Below are 18,762 nucleotides of genomic sequence, written 5' to 3'. Positions count from 1 at the left end.
TCATTTCCTTGATTTGGCGGGGTTTTCTTGGTGGTAGCGGTGCCCGGACTCGATCCGGGGACCTCACGATTATGAGTCGTGCGCTCTAACCAGCTGAGCTACACCGCCACGCATGAAAAACGCCCACACAAAACAGTGCCTGCGCGGGCTTTTCATGCAGAGCCCCGACCGGGAATCGATCCCGGGACCTCCATCTTACCAAGATGGCGCTCTACCACTGAGCTATCGGGGCAACGAGGAAATACTTTACCAGTGAAGATTCCGGTTTGAGAAATCGGCGGCGTGCGGTCTCTGTCACCCCCGAAACCATCTTCCGCGAGCCAGTCTGTCCGCTCGTAGCGCGCGCTCATCCGCCAATTGCCTTTTCATCCGGCAATTGCGTCATGAAAACGCAATTGGCGGATGAACCGCGGAGGGGAGGGGAGGGGAGTGGGGGTTCTGGTTCGAGCTGCGTCGATTGGGGGATCGCGCGATGAAAAGGATTTTCACCAAGGAGTCACCCTCTCGAATTGATTTTCGTCGATTTTGGTTCTACTATGGATGTCGAGCCACTGGCCTGCAACGGTTTAGTGGCTCGAACCCATGTTGCCGAGGTCAGCGGTTTGTGAAGATTCTGTTTGTGCGGCAACATCGTGGGCGCCCTGTCGCCGCAGCACCGAATCGTCCCCCATTAGTTCGGTGTTGCTTGGCCAAGTACAGGGCGCCCACTCTTCTTTAACGGCTCTTTAACGGCCCCAATGCCCGGCCGCGTGTACTTCCAGGAAGTCCCTAAAATCCTCCAGCGGTGCCGGAAGCTGACGTTCTGCCTGGTGGATGATGGCCATATCTCGCCACGGCACCGGAGCTCGGAGTTCAATGCGCACCGTATCGGATCGCTCCAACTGCGCAGCCGGCAGAATCCCGACGCCGAATCCAGTGGCCACCAGGCCGTGCAAGGTCTCTATTTCCCCGGACTCGAAGACCACTTGCGGCGGCGAATCAAAGAACGAATCGGTCAATTGCCGCAAATGAAAGTCGGCCGGTAGTGCCACGAAACGCTCGGCCTTGATCTCCTCGAAGCTCACTCGGGAGCGGGCTGCGAGCGGATGCGTCTCGGCGACAAAAAGGTAAAGACGTTGCCGACCGCAGGGGATAACTCTCAACTGGCTGTTGCGCGGCCGCGGCCCAACCAGGGCAAGATCGAGCCGCCCATCCAGTACTCGCTCAATAAGGTGCCCGCCGTGACCCTGCCACAGTTCAAAGCGATAGTGCGGAAAGCTCGCGCTGAACTGTTTGAGCAGCGCCGGAACGGTGCGCGCACCCATGCTGAGTGGGAAACCAAAACGCACCAGTCCTTCACGCGCGAGGGTTTCGCTGCGAATGCTCTGAACGCCTTCCTGAATGGCCCGCAATGCGGGCTCTAATGTGGCCAACAGCGCTCGGCCCTGTGGAGTTAGACGCACGTTGCGTCCTGCCCTCACCAGCAACTGCACCCCGATCTCGCGTTGTAGCCTCGCCACTGATCGGCTCACCGTTGGCTGCGGGATGCCTAATTCCGCAGCGGCCTCGCTTACATGCTCCTGGCGCGCTACCCGGGCAAAGATGTGGAGGGCAGGGGCAAGGCTCGGATCCACAGGGTGCGCAGAGTCGATCACCGACATATTCATATGTGAATTGAAACAAGAAAAATTGAGCATTGGAAGTATTGATTGGAGAAAATTAGGCTGAATTCATGAGTCCGGCTTCCACCCAAACACCGCTCCAGGAACCGCCCGCTCCGGCCGTTTCCCGGCCGCAGCGCATTATTCTCGCTGCCTTCGTCATCGGATTCACGGTACTTCTTGGCCCATACGTGACGCAGGGCCTGTTGCCAGCGTTGGGGCGGACATTTGAGATCAGCGAAGCCGCCGCCTCGCTCAGCCTGTCGGTGACAACCTTCGGCATCGCGGTAGCGCTCATTCCGATGGGGATACTCGCCTCCCGCGTGGGGGCCATCCCGGTGCTCCTCACCGGTGGCGCAATTGCCGGTGTGATGGCATTGAGTTTTCCCTGGGCGCCCAGCTTCGAGGCAATGCTGATACTTCGAGGAATAGAAGGCATAGCGCTCGCCGCGATGCCGGCGTCGATTCTCGGGATGCTGGCAGAGCGGCTGAACGGAACCGATGTCGCAAAAGGCGTCGGTGCCTATTTAGCGGGGAACTCCCTCGGCGGACTCAGCTCGCGGGTGTGTGCAGGCGTCCTTGCGGATCAATGGGGATGGCAGTGGGCCGCAACCATCATGGGACTGCTCGTAGTCCTCGGAATGATCACCATTTACCTGCTCCTTCGCCACGAGCCGCGCCGCCTCAGCCACGTGCCCGCAGCCGATTCATCCTTGGCCGGCATACCCTCGCGGCGCGGAGTTCACCGCGTCACCGCATACTTCGACAACCAGTTGTGGCGGTACTACCTGATCGGCGCGCTCTGCATGGTGGTCTTTGGCGGCTCATACACGATGCTCGGAACTCGGCTAGAAGTTGCACCGTTCTTTCTCAGCCAAACTCTTGTCGGAGCATTCTTCCTGATTTACCTCGCTGGGACACTTGTTTCTAGCCAATACGGCCGCATCCACAAGCATCTCGGCACCCGAGCGTCCACAGTTATCGGCGCGACTCTTGCCATCCTCGGCGCCGTGTTGACGCTGCCCAATAACATTCCGCTCATTATCGTGGGCTTTGTGTTGATCACTGCAGGATTCTTCACCGGACACCTTGGCGCCTCCCATTCGGTGAGCAGCACGCCGAGCCCCAAACCCGCCATTGCCGCCGCTCTCTATCTCACGTGCTATTACATTGGGGCGAGCCTCGGCGCATGGGCGGCCGCGCAAATGTATCAAGCCTGGGCGTGGCCCGGAGTAGGTGCGTTAAGCGCGGTGGCGATGATCGCCGTCGTTCTTCTCACCCTCACGGCAGCTCAGGTGCGCGCGCCGCGAAAGTAGCCCGCGCCTCTCTCGGGTCCGGCGCGGAGGTCGGCTCGGGTTATATATTCGGGAGGCAACCGGTAAGATTTCCGGTGTTTGTGCACCCAATAAGGTAGGTCCATGTCTGAGAACCCCGGCTCCGGCGCCAATTCCACCCCCGAATCCGGCGAGGGGTTGACCTCCATGGAGGATGCGCCACTGACCCGCCGCGAGAATTTGCGCCGCGCCCAGGCGCCCGAGCAGCAATCGGCGTCAGCAACGTTCGCCGACCGCATCGGTGCGCAGCCGGCTGCACAGCCAGCAGCACAGTCGCACGGGGATTCGCAGATGCCGGGGGAGCCGGTGCCCGCTTCGGGCGAAACGATCTCACCAGCCCCGGTTGCCCAGGAACCCCAGGCGGTCCCGGCAGCTCCGGTGACGGCAGGTTCGCCGGCGCCAGCCACCCCGGCACCGGTGTCCTCCGCGGCCGCGAGCCGTGCCCCGCAAAGTTTTGACACGCTGACCGAAGATGCCCCGATTCGTCGCTCGTTCTTGGAGTCCGGGCCCGAGCAGGACAAGGCAGAGCAGGGCTTCCGCGGTGTCCTGAACAAAATGGGTTTCAATCTGCGCCCGGGCTCAACCGAAGCCGCCGAACGTCACGATGTCGCTGAAGTCAGCCAATACTGGACGGGTCCGCGCACCATTGCGGTGGTCAACGGCAAGGGCGGTGCCAACAAGACCCCGACCACGGTCATGCTCGCCAGCGTCTTTGCTCGCTACGGCGGCGGGCAAATCCTCGCCTGGGACAATAACGAAACCCGTGGCACGCTCGGTTGGCGTACCGCGCAGGGACGCCACGAAAACACGGTAATGGATCTACTTCCCCACGTGGACGGGTTGCTTTCCCCATCTGCGCAATCCGTTGCGCTCGCGGCGTTTGTGCACCACCAGTCCGAGTCCAAGTTCGACGTGCTGCGCTCCAAACCCGACGTGCTCGCCTCCGAACAGAAAATTCACCTGAGCGACTTCGACAAGCTGCACGAAGTCGTCGCCAAGTATTACCGCCTGTGCGTGATCGACTCGGGCAACGATGAAACCGCGGAGCGTTGGCTGCGCATGATTCACCACACGAATCAGCTCGTCATCGCGACCACCACCCGGGAAGAGCACGCGGAGGCGGGGGCGCTGTTGTTGGAGGCGCTTTCGGCCCGCGGCGGACGGTTCAAGGAATTGGCGCGCAACTCGGTGGTCATTGTGTCCCAATCGGATAAGAAGGGCAGCAAAGCTCACGCCGAGCAGATCGCCAAGGGCTTTTCCACGCTCGCCCGCCGCGCGGTCACCATCCCCTTCGATCAGGCTCTGGTCAAGGGCCAAATTCGCTACAGCGCGCTGAACGAGGACACCCAACGCGCCTGGTTGCGCGCCGCGGCCGCCGTCGCCGAGGGTCTCTAAATGCCGATCACACCGTGGGACACCGGAAGCGACCTGTACCGGAAGATCGTCATCGCCGCCATGGCGGTGCTGGGCGCGGGCATCCTGAGCGCGATCATCACCATCCCGATGAAAACTCCCGCGTTGACCTGGCTCACCGTAGGATTATTAGGTCTCGGGGTTGCGCTGCACATTGTGGGACTGTTGGTCCGCCTTCGCGACACGCATCGCCGCAATCGAGCGGCAAAAGCGGCCCGAAAACAGGGGCAATAATTTAAGCACGACGGCGATGAGATCACCTCGATCTCTCGTCTCACCGTGTACTCTGCTCACCTGAGCGAAGAACGATGTTGCGTGAAAGGAACGCGGATGGCCGTTAATACGGATTACCTGGGAAAAACGTATCCCGCGGGCGAACCCTATGTGGTGGGCCGGGAAAAGATTCGTGAGTTTGCGCGTGCCGTGAAGGCCCAGCATCCCTCGCACTTCGAGTTGGATGCCGCCGAAGAGCTCGGCTACCGAGACGTGGTGGCACCTCCGACCTTCGCGATTATTGTGTCGCAAAAGGCGGAAGCGCAATTGGTGGAGGACGAGGAAGCCGGCATCGACTTCTCCCGCGTGGTGCACGCCGACCAGCGCTTCACCCACGAGCAACCAATTGTGGCCGGGGACGAACTCGTGGCCGAACTGCACGTCGACACCATTCGTCCGATGGGCGGCGGATACATGATCACCACCCGTTCGGAAATCTCGCGCGTGGATGGGGAAAAAGTGTCCAGCGTCGTGTCCACCATTCTGGTTCGAGGAGAAGACCAGTGAGCGTAGATTTGAGTCAACTGGAGGTGGGCCAAGAGCTCGCCAGCAAGCACATTGACCTGAGCCGCGCCGACCTGGTGAAGTATGCGGGAGCGTCCGGGGACTTCAACCCCATTCACTGGAATGAGCGTTTTGCGCGGGAGGTGGGTCTGCCCGGCGTGATCGCTCACGGCATGCTGACGATGGGCGCCGCGGTGCAGCTAGTCACCGACTGGGCTGGCGACCCGGGGGCAATCCTGGATTACCAGACGCGCTTCACTAAGCCGGTACCCGTTGCCGACCTGGAGGGTGGAAGCATCGACGTGGTGGCGACCGTGGGCGCCATTGACGAGGACAACTCCACCGTGCGCGTAGACCTCGCCGTCACGTCGGAGGGCACCAAGGTGCTCATGAAGGCGCAGGCAGTGGTGAAATCGTTCGCGTGAGCACTCTTGCCGCACTCACAACCACCGGTGTGGGCGGTCCGGCCGCAGGCACCGTCGAGGTCAGCACCGAAGACGAGCTTATTGCAGCCGTCCGCGACGCCGACGCGAACCACACCCCAGTGCTCCTCATCGCGGGTGGCTCCAACCTGCTCATCGGTGACGAGGGTTTCGATGGCACCGCCATTGTTGTGCGCAGCTCCGGCATCGATTTCAACGACGAGGCCGGAAGCTGCGGCGGCACTTTCCTGACCGTACAGGCGGGGCATGTGTGGGATGAGGTGGTTGCGGCGAGCCTCGAGCACGGGAGCGTCGGCCTGGAGCCACTCTCCGGTATTCCCGGCAGCGCCGGTGCCACACCGTTCCAGAACGTGGGAGCGTACGGCACGGACGTTTCGCATACGTTGGCGTCGGTGCGGGTCTGGGATCGAGTGGAAAACCGTATCCGCACCCTCTTTAACGGCGATCTTGACTTTGGCTATAGAACCTCCCTCCTCAAGACGACCAACTATGTTCCTGGCATCGCTTATGCGCCCCGTTTTGTGGTGTTAAGCGTGGACTTCCAGCTCTTGCCCGGCGACCTCAGCGCGCCCATCCGCTACACGCAGCTCGCCGATGCGCTGGGAGTCACGGTTGGCGCCAAAGCACCGGCCGCCGAGGTACGTGAGGCCGTTCTCGCCCTCCGCGACAGCAAGGGGATGGTGTACCGGCCCGGGGACCCTGATACGCACTCCACCGGCTCCTTTTTTACGAACCCCATTGTCGACGCGGCCACTGCGGCACGCCTCCCCGAGAGCGCACCCTGCTACCCGGATCCGCGCGGTGTCAAACTCAGCGCCGCTTGGCTCATTGAGAATGCGGGTTTCGCGAAGGGCTACGGATTGCCAGGGACTCCCGGCGCGAATATCACCGGTGGCCGTGCGAGCCTCTCCACTAAACACACCCTGGCACTAACGAACCGAGGTGACGCCAGCGCCGCCGACATTACGGCGCTCGCTCTGCACGTGCGTGACGGCGTAGAGCGTGCCTTTGGGATCCGGTTGCACCCCGAGCCACTGGTCGTCAGCTCTTCAGCCGATTGGTAGCCTGAACACCGGCACCGCTGGGTGCGGCGTCCGTTGCCTTGGTCACCAGGTGCATAAAAGTTCTCCATGGTGAAGCGAACCAAGTGGTCATGTTCATCGACCAGCCGGCGCGCGGTGAGATATTGCTTCAGGCCGCAGGCGAGCACGAGCGCCGCTTGGCGACGTTGCTCTGATTGCCCCTGCATATGATCCATAAAACCGGGGAGGCTCAATAACAACTCGCGTGCCCTCATGGTGGAGGCAAAGGCGTGTGAACTGTTGAACTGACGCTCAAAGTAGAGCATTGCCGAGCGCTCATCGGTGAGGGGAACGTTGACATCGGTTTCGAGGTAAAACCGCAACTCGTCAATCAGGTTCGCTTGCGCGGCCGCCGAAGCAGACCCGCCGCGATTGACCTGCAGCAGATAATAGTTTCCGAGGATCTGATGTATTGTCGTTTCGCTCATGGAACCAGGGTTGCACCCGGCTCTGACATTGAGTTTCTTAAAGGTTGCCTGTGGCGACCAACACCATGCGGCGAAGCGGCTCGGCCGCCCCCCACAGCAACTGATCTCCCACGGTAAAAGCAGACAAATACTCGGGTCCCATGCCGAGTTTGCGCATCCGACCGACCGGGATATCCAGGGAGCCGGTGACGGCCGTCGGGGTGAGCTTTTCCACGGTATCGACTTGAGTATTGGGAACCACCTGCGCCCACTGATTCGCCTCATCAATCATCCCCTCGATTTCATCCAAGGGGATGTCGCGGGTGAGCTTCAGGGTAAGTGCCTGGGAGTGAGAGCGCATGGCGCCAATACGGACGCATAGGCCATCCATCGTGACGCGATCCGTGCCGGACAGCCCCAAAATCTTGTTGGTTTCGGCATCGGCCTTCCACTCTTCCTTGGATTGACCGTTTCCCAGATCCTTATCGATCCACGGGATCAGCGAACCGGCAAGAGGAACGCCAAACGCGTCGGCCACTAGGCGCTCGCCACGCTGTGCCTCCAATACACCGCGATCGATATCCAAGATTGCGGCCGCCGGATCTGCCAGCAAATCGGACACCGACCCGTGCAGGTCGCCAAATTGGGTGAGCAGTTCGCGCATATGCCGTGCGCCACCGCCGGAGGCCGCCTGGTAGGTCATGGACGTCGCCCACTCGACAACGCCTGCAGAAAAGAGCCCGTCCAAACCCATCAGCATGCAGGAGACGGTGCAGTTTCCCCCGGCAAACGTCTTGACGCCAGAGGCCAGTGCTTGATCGATGACGGCCCGGTTTACCGGGTCTAGGACGATGACGGTGTCATCATCCATGCGCTTGGTCGAAGCCGCATCAATCCACAAGCCATCCCAGCCTCGCGCGCGCAGTTCGCCGAGAACCTCGGAGGTGTAGTCCCCGCCCTGAGTCGTGACGATGATGGGAAGTTTGGCGAGGGCGCTCAAATCGTAGGCGTCCTGAAGGGGACCCGCATCGCCCTGCCCCGGCACCGAAGGCGAGGCGCCGCCGGCGTTGGACGTGGAAAAGAAAACCGGCTGAATATGGGAGTAGTCGCCCTCCTCGATCATGCGAGACTGCAGGACGGAACCCACCATGCCACGCCAACCGATATACCCAACTGTTGCCATATTTCCCATGCCTACCAGTCTAGGTGGGCACGCGCCGTCGTACGTCTTTTGTGACGCACCCAACGCACCCGCGGCACGGGGCGCAACCCGGGCAATTCAACGCGCCGCGCGCAAAACCTCACGCGCGTACCGCAAAAACCGGTACCGCACCCCGCCCGTACTCGTGAGCCAGCCGGCCTCCGGCTCGGCAGCCGCCAGACGGAAGTCGGACGGGATCTCCGGCGCACGGGTGTCCCCGGCGACCGAAATATCGATCTCGGTGACGTACAACACGTCGGCGCGCGGCATGGCCTCGCGGTACACGTGACCGCCGCCGATCACAAAGATGTCCTCGCCGCCGGGCGCAGGGCGTGCCAACTCCAGCGCTGCATCCAGCGAATGCGCCACCTGGGCGCCGGCCGCACTCCAACTTGAATCTCGGGTGATCACAATGTTGGTGCGCTCGGGGAGCGGGCGGTATTTGGCCGGAAAGGACTCCCAGGTGCGCCGCCCCATCACCACGGGATGGCCCTTCGTGGTCGCGGTGAAATAGCGCATATCCTCGGGAAGGTTCCAGGGCATGGTGCCGCCGTCGCCGATGACGCGATCCTGGGCTTGGGCCCAGATCATGGAGATGGTCACGTGCTAGACCGCGATGGGCGCTTTGATGGTGGGGTGGTGCTGGTAATCGAGCACCTCGAAATCCCCAAACGTGTAGTCGAAGATGCTTTCCGGTTTCCGCGAAATGACCAATCGCGGGTACGGGTAGGGGGCGCGGCTCAGTTGCTCCGTGACTTGATCGACGTGGTCGTCATAGATGTGCACGTCACCGCCGGTCCACACGAATTCCCCGGGCTCAAGCCCCAGTTGTTGCGCCATCATGAGGGTCAGCAGGGAGTAAGAGGCGATATTGAACGGAACGCCGAGGAACAGGTCTGCACTGCGTTGGTAGAGCTGGCAGGAGAGTTTGCCATCTGCGACGTAGAACTGGAAGAACGCGTGGCACGGGGGCAGGGCCATATTGTGCAATTCGGCCACGTTCCACGCGGAGACAATGTGGCGACGCGAGTCAGGGTTAGTCCGCAATGACTCCATGACCGCAGAAATTTGGTCGATGTGCTCCCCATCAGGGGTGGGCCAGGTTCGCCACTGCACACCATAGACCGGGCCGAGTTCGCCGTTCGCGTCCGCCCACTCGTTCCAAATCTTGACGTTGTTTTCCTGCAAGTAGGCGATGTTTGAATCCCCCCGCAAGAACCACAACAGCTCCACCGCCACAGACTTGAAGTGCACGCGCTTGGTGGTGATGAGCGGGAAGGATTCTCCCAAGTCGAAGCGCATTTGCCGGCCGAAGACGGAGCGTGTGCCGGTGCCGGTGCGGTCGCTTTTCGGGGTGCCGCTGGCCAAGACGTCGCGTAGCAAATCTTCGTAAGGCGTGGGGATGCTCATGGGAAATAGTCTAGCCGGGCACGCAAACGGGGTTCGGCATATTGCGCCGAACCCCGTGCGAGCCTTGAGGCAGTGGTCTAAGGCTGGGGCTAGATGGCGCCGCCCGCGGCTTCTGGTGCGCTTGCATCTTCGCCGCCGCCATCACCCACCGACTCGCGGGCGAGGAAGTTTTCGATGTCGAAGTAGTCATCGCCGGCGCGCTCAGCAATGGTCAGCAGCGTGGACATGGACGCCACTTCTTCAACCTGCTCCTTCAAGAACCACAACATGAATTGCTCGCCGAGCGCGTCGTTCTCTTCGCGCGCGGCCTGGAAAAGCGCCTCGATTTGGCTCGTGACGGTCTTCTCCTGCGCCAGCGCCAAGGCGATCGGTTCCTGCACGCTGTTGAAATCATTCTTTGGCGACTCGACACCCGGAATCACGACCTTCACATCGCGATCCAGCTGATACTGCACCAACATCATGGCGTGGTTGCGCTCCTCAAGCGACTGCCGGTAGAAGTGCTTTGCCAACTGTGGCAAATCCTCGGCGTCAAACCACGTGGCGATCGCAATGTACTGTTGCGACGCGGAAAACTCGTTACCAATTTGGGCCGTCAAAAGGTCATGAAATTTGCTCATGGGACCAGCGTATTCCGCATGCCCGAGCCTGTATAGCGTGCCAAGCCTAGCCTTGCCAAGCGTAGGCTTCCCTACTTCTTAATTACGACGGCGAGTGGTCGCCTTGAACGGGCAAGCTCACCCGGTGCGCCACGAGTGTCAGTATTTCCTGCGGGCTAAGACCGGCCCGGCGCGCGTCGTCGACGGCTTGCTGGAGTTTGTGTGTGTCCGAGGCCCTTTGGCTGGGGGCGAGGTCGGCGCGAACCTGGGTGCCGCGTTTCCCGGAAGCTTCGACGAGGCCGGCGCTTTCGAGTTCGCGGTACGCGCGTTGAACGGTGCCCGAGGCGACGCCTAAGTCCCCGGCAAGGGCCCGGACGGTGGGGAGCTTGGTTCCAGCAGCAAGCTGGCCGGAGGAAATATATGCCGTAATCTGAGCGCGGATTTGCTCAAAGGGCGGCACCGGGGAATCGAGGTCAATACGAAGTTCCACGGTTAGCGTTGCCCTGCTTGATGCTCGGGCGTGGGGTTGGGATGCCAACTATTTCGCAATGCGGCTTGAGAAATGTCCAAGGCGGGTACGCGAACAAAGATGACGACGAGGACGGCGGTGATGATCACGAACGGGACCACAGCGATGAGGCCGTCAAAAGTCGACGGCACAATGGGATTTGGGCCGACTGTGGGGTCGGTCGGATCCTCGAGTCTGACGGCTGTGAGCGGTAAGAGGTCAAAAATCAAGGTCATGACCGAAATCCTGAGCACCCGGACGATCGAGGCGGATCGCAACCACTGGTCGGCGCGCTGACCGGGGCCGTCGGTGGGCGTGAAGTAGGAGCGCCTGGTCAGGATGAGTGCCAGCGAGAGTGCGGTGAGGAGGAAGTTGGCTGCGATCAGCGCCCAACTCGTGTATAGGGCAATTTTCGGAAATCCGCCGGCGGTGATTGCGAGTGCGCTGGCGGCTATCACCAAGACAGCACCGATGGTGATCCAGCCCGAGACGCCGATTCGTGGCCGGTGACGGCTCGGCGTGCGCTCGCCGCGTGAAATCACTGCAAAGCGCGCCTCCACGGCCACGAGGAAGAGTAGGGGCAGGACGCTGATGCCTAGCAGTAGGGCAATGAGAGCGTAAGCGGGGGTGACATCTTTCCAGTAGTCGAACTCGGCGAAAACCGACGGCATCGTGATCAGTGCGGCCACAAGCGCGATGAACGCTACCGCGGTGGTGCCGGAGGAGGCGAGCTGTTGCCAGCGGAGCACATAACCCATGCTTCCCGGGCGCAGCTCTTCCAGCGATGCTTCCTCGAGGTGTGGCTTCTCGGGTGTGGCGGGCACGATTCGAGGGGATCGGAAGAATCCGATGGCTAGTGCGGCGTTGATGAGCCAGAGGGCGATTGCGACAAGGTCGAAACCGGATGTTGTTGTGCCCCAGGCCGCTACCCAAAGAGTGCCCGAGGTACTTGCCACCAAAAGGACGGCCCAACGAAGCATGCGGTTGATATCGATCCTGCGAATGGTCGAATCGTCGCGGAATTTCAGGCCCGGGATGATGCGTCGATTAATGATCACGGCGATCGCGGCCGATACCGCGAGCACCAGCACAAGAATTGAAATTCCGAACGTTGCCGCCATGAACCAGCCAGGGGCGATGCCATCTTGGGTCGAGACAATAGAGTCGCCCTCGTAGGTGATTTTCGGAGTCGATGCCGGAATCCACAAACAGCTGATTGCCAAACCCAGGAAGATCAGTACGTTGACGGCAAAAAGTGTGGACATTTTGAGCGGGAGGAGCGAGCCGAAGCTCCGGCGTTCAAGTGTCGCCGTGCGTACTGCGCCGACCGGTCGCGGCCAGGAGAATTGTGCAATCACATACACCACCCCTAGTGCGAGCATGGGCAGGCTCAGCACGAGTGCCGCCCAGACGAAGTTGTTAGCCATCCAGGAGTCGGTATTGAACTGAGGTACCGTGGGCTCCTCGCCGAGTGGCAACTGTGGACTCATTTCATACACCGTGGGCCGTGGTGAGAATGCACCGCTAAAGAAGAGCGCGATTGCGGCGACCCACCAGCAGTGATTGAGCGCGTTGCCTACCGCATCGTTGTCACGAGCAGTCCCTGCATACTTGGTCGGGCTTTGAATCTGTCGGCGTAGTTTGACGCTCCGCGCAATTCGCAGCACGAGATAAATGAGCGTCACCGCCAACGCAGCAACGGCACTGATTACGACGAACGACAAATATATCGACATGGCAACCTCCGATTTATGTATCAAGTATTTGATACAAAAATGCCGGGTGTCAATGGCTAGTTGCCAGAAAGGTCTACTCGGTACTGCCGCAGTGGAACTACGTATGGAGGGTGTGGATGGTGTTGGTTTGGGGTTGTTGGTGGGGGTCGATCCAGGGTGGTGGGGTGAGGGTGGGGGTGTTGTTGGTGATGGTGAGTGTCCAGGTGCCGGTGTGGATGTAGTGGTGGTGGTAGGGGCATAGGAGTGCGCCGTTGTTCAGGTTGGTGTGGCCGCCGTGGGACCAGGGGGTGATGTGGTGTGCTTCGCAGAAGGCTAGGGGTGTGGTGCAGCCGGGGAAGACGCAGCCTTTGTCGCGGGCGTTGAGGGCGATGCGTTGGACAGGGGTGAAGAATCGTTGGGCGCGGCCGACGTTGAGGGGTTGGTTGTCCTGGTTGAGGGTGACGGTGTGGATGGTGGCGTTGCAGGCGAGTTCTTGGATTGCGCTGGGGGGTGTGGGTCCGGTGCGTTGGTAGAACGGGGTGTCTGGTGGCCGGGATCTGGCGCCGGGCGGCTCGCTTGATGGCGCGGCACCTGGTGGGGTGGTGTCTGGTGGTGGTTCTGGGGTGAGGTCGTGGTGGTTGATGATGGCGATGACGGTTTGGCGTGCTTGGGGGACGTAGTGTTCGCCGGTGTTTTCTCGGGTGGCGGTGGCCAGGTGCAGGGAGCCTTCGCGGATCGCGGTGAGCATGATGTCTAAGAGTTTTTGGGCGTGGGTGGGTGCTATCCCGGTTTCCGAGGCGTGGATTTGGGTGGGCGTCGGTGCTACCGCGTACTGGGTCAGGAACCCGGGCCCGCCCGTCTGGGAACCGGCACCCGTGCCGCCGGCGTCCGTGGTGCCTGTAGCTTCGGTGCTGGTGTTCTCGGTGTTGTTGGCTTGGGGTGCGCGGGTGGGGTGGGTGAGGGTGGTGCCGCCGCGGGTGGGGGAAAGGTGTGCGGTGATGCTGGTGGTGAATTGTTCGGTTTGGGTGTCGGTGAGGGCGAGGTGGAAGTGGTGGAGTTTGTGGTGTCGGCCTTTGTAGGTGATGCCTTGGTGGCGTGCGAGTTGTCGGGGGGTGGGTTCGGTGCCGTCGGGGTTGGCGAGGATTTCGCAGTGTTTGCCGATCCGGCGTAGTTGGGTGGGCCCGAAGGTGCGGGCTTGTTCACAGAGGGTGTTCTCGGTTTCGGTGGCCCAGGCGACCGGGTCGGTGGCCTGGGCCCCGATCTGGAAGCTCGTTGGTGGGTGGGCGGCAATGTTTTCGGTGGTGTCCAGGATGATGGTCGCGGATTCGAGGGAGAGTTCCCCGGCGCGAAGGGATTCGGTGAGCCGGGGGTGGGCTGGTGCTGCATCGTTGAGCGGGGCGTTGGGGGCGGGTCGCATCGCGGCGGCGAGGCTGATGCGTTGTTTCGCGTCCCTGGGTGTGATGCGCAGGGTTTGTACGAGGTAGTCGGTGAGGTCTTTGTAGTGGGGGCGTTCGGGTTCGTTTTCCCACCCGTAGGTGCCGCCCATCGGGGACGCGGCCACGTGCTCACGCTCGAGGACACCGGTGAGCGTGACCTGGGTGGACGCGAGCGCCCTGGCCAGGTTCTCGACGTGTTGGGCGAGGACGGTTAATTCTTTGCGCGGGGTGCCCACCCCTTGGTTCGTCAGTTCCCGGGTCAGGGCGAGGAGCTGATCGGTGAGCACGTGAACCCGTGCACCCATGCTGTCCTCATCCACGGGTGTGGCGGGCAACGAACCAGGCGAGGGCGCAGCGGGTGCGTTCTTCCTGTCCAGTGGATCCGGGGATCCGGTGAATTCGTTGTCCATACCATAATTTTACTCTCGGGCAAGGACATGACCTAGCGAAAATCAACATTACAGGCCTATTTTTCCAAATCGACTGTGCAGTACAAATAACACCCCGCCCACCCGACACACCACGCCCAATTTCAGGAAAATTTCGCAGCATAAGTAGATGCGAGAGCCAGAATGGGGTCTAGTCCGCTTCGCGGCGAGCAACCTCATGAACCAGCCGGGCCGCGAACTTCGCCGTACGGCTATCGATATCGAAGCGTGGATTGAGCTCCACCACATCAACCAGGCAGAGCTTTCCAGCGTCGGCGAGGTGCTTGACAATTTCCAATATCACTCGCGGCGCGACGCCCAAAGCGGCAGGAGCGCTGACCCCGGGAGCATCCGATGCCGGTAACACATCCAAGTCCACCGTGAGATAGACGTGATCAACCTGGCTCATGAATGAGTCAAGATAACGAAGCAAATCAGGAAGGGTCTCCGGGGTGCAATCCTCGTCGAGCACATAGGAAACCCCGAGCTCCTGTGTTCTGGCAAACAGCGCGAAAGAATTGTTGGGTTCGCTGATTCCAAGAACGGTGTAGCTAAATGGTTGATTGCGAGCTGCCTCTGCTTCGGCAATTTGTGAAAAAGGGGAGCCGGAGGTTGGCCGATCGGCTTGGCGCAAATCGAAATGGGCGTCCAGATTAATAATTCCGAGTTTGCCGCGGCCAAAAGCCTTGGACTGACGAATTCCTTGGTAAGAACCCCAGGCGGTTTCGTGTCCGCCGCCCAGCACTATGGGCATGGCTTTACGGTCAATCGATGCGGCTATCCACGATGCCAATTCGCTTTGCCCGCTCTCAAGGTCTTCACCCTTCACGGTGACGTCTCCGCGGTCGGCTACCCGCACTCCCGGCGCACTCAAGTTGGCCAGCGCGGAGCGAATAGCAACAGGACCCTCCGCCGCACCGATGCGTCCTTCGTTGCGGCGCACGCCCTCATCAGAGGCAAAGCCGATGAGTTCCACATCGTGGTCGGTATCCAGATCTGCTCTCACCACGGAATGCCAACGCGCGTGCTCGTATCCGTCGCCGTCGTGGCGTCCCGTCCATTCGAAAGCCGTGGAAGTCATAATGCCTTAGTCGTCGTAGGGTTCAAACGTTTCAAGTGCAATGATTTGGCCGGGCGAATGCTTGCTGACGTGCACCACAATCACTGCGCCTGGGCGCAAATACGGATCCTTCGACGGAAGTTCGCCCGAGGTAAACTTTGACCGCCTTCGAGACAGCACATCCAGCGCGAGCGGCAGGACGGGTCTGTGTGTGCAAATAACCGTGGGCTTGCGCTTATCCAACATCGCTTCAAAGGCGGCTCGCGCCTTTTTCGGTTTCCGCTCGGCGGCGGACTCGGTAATGGCATCGATGGTGCGAATCTTGGTATCGGAGAGCTTGGCGTACGGGCGCAAGGTGTCCACACAGCGGCGCCACGGACTCGAATACAGTTTCTCCGGCATCCAGGCTTGTAGCAGTTTCGAGTCGACCACGGCCTGCCGCTTCCCGGTGGCGGCCAGGGGGCGCGCGCCCTCCTCCCGCGTCCAGGAGGAGCGCGGTTTGGCCTTGGCATGCCGCAAAATCAACAGGGGCCACGTGCCCAGGCGACGCTGCTCATAGAGTTTTATGAGCGCCTCCAAGGGTTCTCGGTCGGCGCGTTTTGTCAGCAATTCGCGAGCCTGCTCGGGACTACACCACCGCACTTGATCCGTCTCCCGAAGATCTGCGTGCGGTTGCTGACCGCCCGTCACTTCGGCCGCCCAGTAGCTCACATGCTTTTTGCCGGCACTCACCTTGTACGTGACCGATGGCAGCGGCACCCCGAGCCTGACCTTAATGCCCGCCTCTTCGCGCACTTCGCGCACGGCGCACTCCGGCAAGGTCTCGCCGACATCAAGCTTTCCCTTGGGGAAGGACCAGTCGTTATAGCGCGGGCGGTGAATGAGTAACACCTTCAGCGAAGACTTGTCTGACTTCCAGCACACGGCACCGGCAGCCCATACCGCGATGGACGGACCCGCTTTTGCGGGGAGTTCATCGGGCACCGCCGGGGTCGCGCCCGTTGCCGGGGAATCAACGAGGTTGGTCCCCAAGAATGGAGCGGTGTCGTGAGTCTTCATCGCCGCCCAGTGCTGCGTTGGCGGGAAGCGAGTAGCCAGGACTGTACATCGCTCAATGGATTGCCCTCGGCGTCAACCGCGTGCCGGGTCCATTCACCCTCTTGGTCCAGCGCCCAACTGGACGTCCCATCCGAGACGTATCGATCCATCAGCGAGATCAAGTGCTCAATATCCTCAGTGTTTGCCAGCCGCACCAACGCTTCCACGCGCCGATCCAAGTTGCGGTGCATCATGTCGGCCGAGCCAATATACACAACCGGGTTCCCACCGTTGGCAAAAGTGAACACCCGCGAGTGCTCCAAGAACCGCCCCAAAATGGAGCGCACCCGGATATTCTCGCTCAACCCGGGAACGCCGGGGCGCAACGCGCAAATGCCGCGCACAATGACATCCACTTGTACACCGGCTTGGGAGGCGCGGTACAGCGAATCGATGATGGCCTCATCCACCATCGAGTTCACCTTGATCTGCACCTTCGCGGGCAACCCGGCCTTCTTATTGGCGATCTCGGTTTCAATGCGATCGATCAGGCCAGAGCGCACCGAGCGCGGTGCCACCAAGAGCCGCTTGAACGTCGACTTGGGCGCATAGCCCGATAATTGGTTAAAGAGTCGGGACAAGTCTTCGCCTACCACCGGATCCGCCGTCAACAGGCCGAGGTCCTCGTAGTAACGCGCCGTCCTCGGGTGGTAGTTGCCGGTGCCGATATGGCAGTAACGGCGCAGCCCGTCGTTTTCCTGGCGCACCACCAGCGAGAGTTTGCAGTGCGTTTTGAGACCCACGATGCCGTACACCACGTGCACCCCGGCCTGCTCCAGTTTCCGTGCCCATGAAATATTCGCCTGCTCATCGAAACGAGCCTTAATTTCCACCAATGCCAACACCTGCTTGCCCGCCTCGGCGGCATCGATCAGCGCATCCACGATGGGGGAGTCGCCGGAGGTGCGGTAGAGAGTCTGCTTAATCGCTTGCACCTTGGGATCGGCGGCGGCCTGCTCCAAGAACGCCTGCACCGAGGTCGAAAACGAGTCATAGGGATGGTGCAACAGGATGTCCCGGCGGCGCATCGCCGCAAACACATTTGCCGGCTTCGACGTTTCGGACTCGTTCAAATATCGCGAGGTGTGCGCCAACTGCTTCGGGTACTTCAAGTCCGGCCGGTCGATAGAACCGAGCACACTCAAACCACGCAAATCCAGCGGGGTGGGAACTTCATACACCTCAGACTCGTCCACGCCGAGTTCGCGCACCAAGAGTTCTCGAATGCCGGGGTCGATGTCGGTCGTGACCTCCAGGCGCACCGGAGGGCCAAACCGGCGCCGCAACAGTTCCTTCTCAAGCGCCTGCAACAGGTTCTCGGCGTCATCTTCTTCCACCTCGAGGTCCTCATTGCGAGTGACCCGGAAAGTGTGATGCTCTAGCACTTCCATACCGGGGAACAACTGATCCAAGTGCTGCGCAATGACCTGCTCGAGCGGAATAAACCGGGCGGGGCGCCCACCAACTCCGGCGCGCGGCCCGTCCAAAGCGATCAGACGCGGCAACTGGTCCGGCACCTTCACCCGCGCGAAAAGCTGCTTCCCCGTTGTCGGGTTGCGCACCACAACCGCCAAGTTCAGCGACAGTCCGGAGATATAGGGGAAGGGGTGCGCCGGGTCAACGGCCAGCGGCGTCAGAATGGGGAAGACCTTCTCGGCAAAAAGCGTGTCGAGCTCACCGCGGGCGCGGTCGTCGAGTTCGTCCCAGCCCACCAGGGAAATGTTTTCCTTTTCTAGCGCGGGCCGCACGTGTTCGGCGAAGGTGCGGGCGTGCCGCTCCTGCAATTCATGCGCGTACTCGCTGATCTGCTCCAATTGCTCCGTGGGGCTCAACCCGGCGGGCGTCGGCACGGCCAGTCCCGCCGCAATGCGACGCTTCAACCCGGCCACCCGGACCATGAAAAACTCATCCAGGTTGGAGGCAAAAATGGAGAGAAAGTTCACCCGCTCCAGCAGATACAGGTCGGGGTCTTCGGCTAGCTCCAATACGCGCGCATTGAAGTCCAACCAACTGATTTCACGGTCCAAAAAGCGTTCGGCGCCGATATCGCCCTCGGGTAGCGCGGGCGGTTCAAAATCTGGAATGTCGATGCGGTCTTGTGTGGCTTGAGAGGGAGCCGCCTCCGAGGAAGAGGTACGGACTGGAATGAGTTCTTTTTGCTCGGTGTCCATCTCTCGTTGCTCCTTGCTCAGTTCCCGACCGCGACGCGCA

The 18,762-nt window shown here is 61.1% G+C and carries 17 protein-coding genes and 2 tRNA genes; 6 read left to right on the top strand and 13 right to left on the bottom strand.

Annotated elements, in window-relative coordinates; translation table 11 throughout:
- Positions 1-31 precede the first annotated feature (31 nt).
- The 3 genes from O148_RS0100625 to O148_RS0100615 all read right to left on the bottom strand — a co-directional run bounded on the left by O148_RS0100625 (position 32) and on the right by O148_RS0100615 (position 1,646).
- A tRNA-Met gene (locus O148_RS0100625) sits at positions 32-108 on the bottom strand.
- A gap of 52 nt (positions 109-160) precedes the next feature.
- A tRNA-Thr gene (locus tag O148_RS0100620) sits at positions 161-232 on the bottom strand.
- A 493-nt stretch (positions 233-725) separates the two neighbouring features.
- Positions 726-1,646, bottom strand: a complete 921-nt coding sequence (locus tag O148_RS0100615; RefSeq protein WP_035744316.1) for a LysR substrate-binding domain-containing protein — start codon at positions 1,644-1,646, stop codon at positions 726-728.
- Between the two features lie 65 nt (positions 1,647-1,711).
- Between O148_RS0100615 and O148_RS13940 the strand changes: the two genes are divergently transcribed.
- The 6 genes from O148_RS13940 to O148_RS0100585 all read left to right on the top strand — a co-directional run bounded on the left by O148_RS13940 (position 1,712) and on the right by O148_RS0100585 (position 6,671).
- On the top strand, positions 1,712-2,956 hold the full coding sequence (locus O148_RS13940; RefSeq protein WP_051619649.1) for an MFS transporter: 1,245 nt from the start codon (positions 1,712-1,714) through the stop codon (positions 2,954-2,956).
- A gap of 102 nt (positions 2,957-3,058) precedes the next feature.
- Positions 3,059-4,369, top strand: coding sequence for an AAA family ATPase (locus O148_RS17635; protein WP_051619648.1), 1,311 nt, complete (start codon positions 3,059-3,061; stop codon positions 4,367-4,369).
- Positions 4,370-4,621 (top strand): hypothetical protein, encoded by a 252-nt coding sequence (locus O148_RS0100600; protein WP_026529376.1) that lies wholly within the window; start codon positions 4,370-4,372, stop codon positions 4,619-4,621.
- 96 nt (positions 4,622-4,717) lie between these two features.
- Positions 4,718-5,167: an FAS1-like dehydratase domain-containing protein gene (locus tag O148_RS0100595; protein ID WP_026529375.1), complete on the top strand. Its 450-nt coding sequence runs from the start codon at positions 4,718-4,720 to the stop codon at positions 5,165-5,167.
- On the top strand, positions 5,164-5,589 hold the full coding sequence (locus O148_RS0100590; protein ID WP_026529374.1) for a MaoC family dehydratase: 426 nt from the start codon (positions 5,164-5,166) through the stop codon (positions 5,587-5,589). Before O148_RS0100595 ends, O148_RS0100590 begins: the two co-directional genes overlap by 4 nt.
- Complete coding sequence (locus O148_RS0100585; protein WP_026529373.1) at positions 5,586-6,671, top strand: UDP-N-acetylmuramate dehydrogenase; 1,086 nt, start codon at positions 5,586-5,588, stop codon at positions 6,669-6,671. Before O148_RS0100590 ends, O148_RS0100585 begins: the two co-directional genes overlap by 4 nt.
- 483 nt (positions 6,672-7,154) lie before the next feature.
- Here O148_RS0100585 and asd read toward each other — a convergent pair whose 3' ends face one another.
- The 10 genes from asd to O148_RS0100530 form a co-directional block, all read right to left on the bottom strand.
- Positions 7,155-8,288, bottom strand: a complete 1,134-nt coding sequence (gene asd, locus O148_RS0100575) for an aspartate-semialdehyde dehydrogenase (RefSeq protein ID WP_026529372.1) — start codon at positions 8,286-8,288, stop codon at positions 7,155-7,157.
- Between the two features lie 87 nt (positions 8,289-8,375).
- Positions 8,376-8,900 carry a dihydrofolate reductase gene (locus O148_RS0100570; RefSeq protein WP_026529371.1) on the bottom strand — a complete coding sequence of 175 codons (525 nt, stop codon included), beginning with the start codon at positions 8,898-8,900 and terminating at the stop codon, positions 8,376-8,378.
- A gap of 3 nt (positions 8,901-8,903) precedes the next feature.
- Complete coding sequence (locus tag O148_RS0100565) at positions 8,904-9,707, bottom strand: thymidylate synthase (RefSeq protein WP_026529370.1); 804 nt, start codon at positions 9,705-9,707, stop codon at positions 8,904-8,906.
- 89 nt (positions 9,708-9,796) lie between these two features.
- Positions 9,797-10,327, bottom strand: a complete 531-nt coding sequence (locus O148_RS0100560; protein ID WP_026529369.1) for a ferritin — start codon at positions 10,325-10,327, stop codon at positions 9,797-9,799.
- A gap of 82 nt (positions 10,328-10,409) precedes the next feature.
- Positions 10,410-10,796: a GntR family transcriptional regulator gene (locus O148_RS13930; protein WP_051619647.1), complete on the bottom strand. Its 387-nt coding sequence runs from the start codon at positions 10,794-10,796 to the stop codon at positions 10,410-10,412.
- Between the two features lie 2 nt (positions 10,797-10,798).
- Positions 10,799-12,550, bottom strand: a complete 1,752-nt coding sequence (locus O148_RS0100550) for a hypothetical protein (RefSeq protein ID WP_026529368.1) — start codon at positions 12,548-12,550, stop codon at positions 10,799-10,801.
- 97 nt (positions 12,551-12,647) lie between these two features.
- Positions 12,648-14,375 (bottom strand): HNH endonuclease signature motif containing protein, encoded by a 1,728-nt coding sequence (locus O148_RS0100545; protein ID WP_026529367.1) that lies wholly within the window; start codon positions 14,373-14,375, stop codon positions 12,648-12,650.
- A gap of 169 nt (positions 14,376-14,544) precedes the next feature.
- A complete protein-coding gene (gene hutG / locus O148_RS13925; protein WP_035744168.1) occupies positions 14,545-15,474 on the bottom strand; it encodes a formimidoylglutamase in 930 nt (309 codons plus the stop codon).
- A gap of 6 nt (positions 15,475-15,480) precedes the next feature.
- On the bottom strand, positions 15,481-16,512 hold the full coding sequence (locus tag O148_RS0100535) for an NUDIX hydrolase (RefSeq protein WP_084156876.1): 1,032 nt from the start codon (positions 16,510-16,512) through the stop codon (positions 15,481-15,483).
- Positions 16,509-18,722, bottom strand: a complete 2,214-nt coding sequence (locus O148_RS0100530; RefSeq protein ID WP_026529365.1) for an RNA degradosome polyphosphate kinase — start codon at positions 18,720-18,722, stop codon at positions 16,509-16,511. The genes O148_RS0100535 and O148_RS0100530 overlap by 4 nt, the downstream gene beginning before the upstream one ends.
- Positions 18,723-18,762: the final 40 nt, after the last annotated feature.

Source organism: Haematomicrobium sanguinis DSM 21259, assembly GCF_000688395.1.
Classification (GTDB): domain Bacteria; phylum Actinomycetota; class Actinomycetes; order Actinomycetales; family Micrococcaceae; genus Haematomicrobium; species Haematomicrobium sanguinis.
The sequence above is the reverse complement of the archived record's forward strand: the minus strand, read 5'-3'. Positions and strand labels throughout refer to the sequence as shown.

Bases quoted from the DNA above. Each gene is read 5' to 3' on its own strand.
- O148_RS0100615 (WP_035744316.1), bottom strand. From the start codon at position 1,646: ATGAATATGTCGGTGATCGACTCTGCGCACCCTGTGGATCCGAGCCTT.
- O148_RS13940 (WP_051619649.1), top strand. From the start codon at position 1,712: ATGAGTCCGGCTTCCACCCAAACACCGCTCCAGGAACCGCCCGCTCCG.
- O148_RS17635 (WP_051619648.1), top strand. From the start codon at position 3,059: ATGTCTGAGAACCCCGGCTCCGGCGCCAATTCCACCCCCGAATCCGGC.
- O148_RS0100600 (WP_026529376.1), top strand. From the start codon at position 4,370: ATGCCGATCACACCGTGGGACACCGGAAGCGACCTGTACCGGAAGATC.
- O148_RS0100595 (WP_026529375.1), top strand. From the start codon at position 4,718: ATGGCCGTTAATACGGATTACCTGGGAAAAACGTATCCCGCGGGCGAA.
- asd (WP_026529372.1), bottom strand. From the start codon at position 8,288: ATGGGAAATATGGCAACAGTTGGGTATATCGGTTGGCGTGGCATGGTG.
- O148_RS0100565 (WP_026529370.1), bottom strand. From the start codon at position 9,707: ATGAGCATCCCCACGCCTTACGAAGATTTGCTACGCGACGTCTTGGCC.
- O148_RS0100560 (WP_026529369.1), bottom strand. From the start codon at position 10,327: ATGAGCAAATTTCATGACCTTTTGACGGCCCAAATTGGTAACGAGTTT.
- O148_RS0100550 (WP_026529368.1), bottom strand. From the start codon at position 12,550: ATGTCGATATATTTGTCGTTCGTCGTAATCAGTGCCGTTGCTGCGTTG.
- O148_RS0100545 (WP_026529367.1), bottom strand. From the start codon at position 14,375: ATGGACAACGAATTCACCGGATCCCCGGATCCACTGGACAGGAAGAAC.
- hutG (WP_035744168.1), bottom strand. From the start codon at position 15,474: ATGACTTCCACGGCTTTCGAATGGACGGGACGCCACGACGGCGACGGA.
- O148_RS0100535 (WP_084156876.1), bottom strand. From the start codon at position 16,512: ATGAAGACTCACGACACCGCTCCATTCTTGGGGACCAACCTCGTTGAT.
- O148_RS0100530 (WP_026529365.1), bottom strand. From the start codon at position 18,722: ATGGACACCGAGCAAAAAGAACTCATTCCAGTCCGTACCTCTTCCTCG.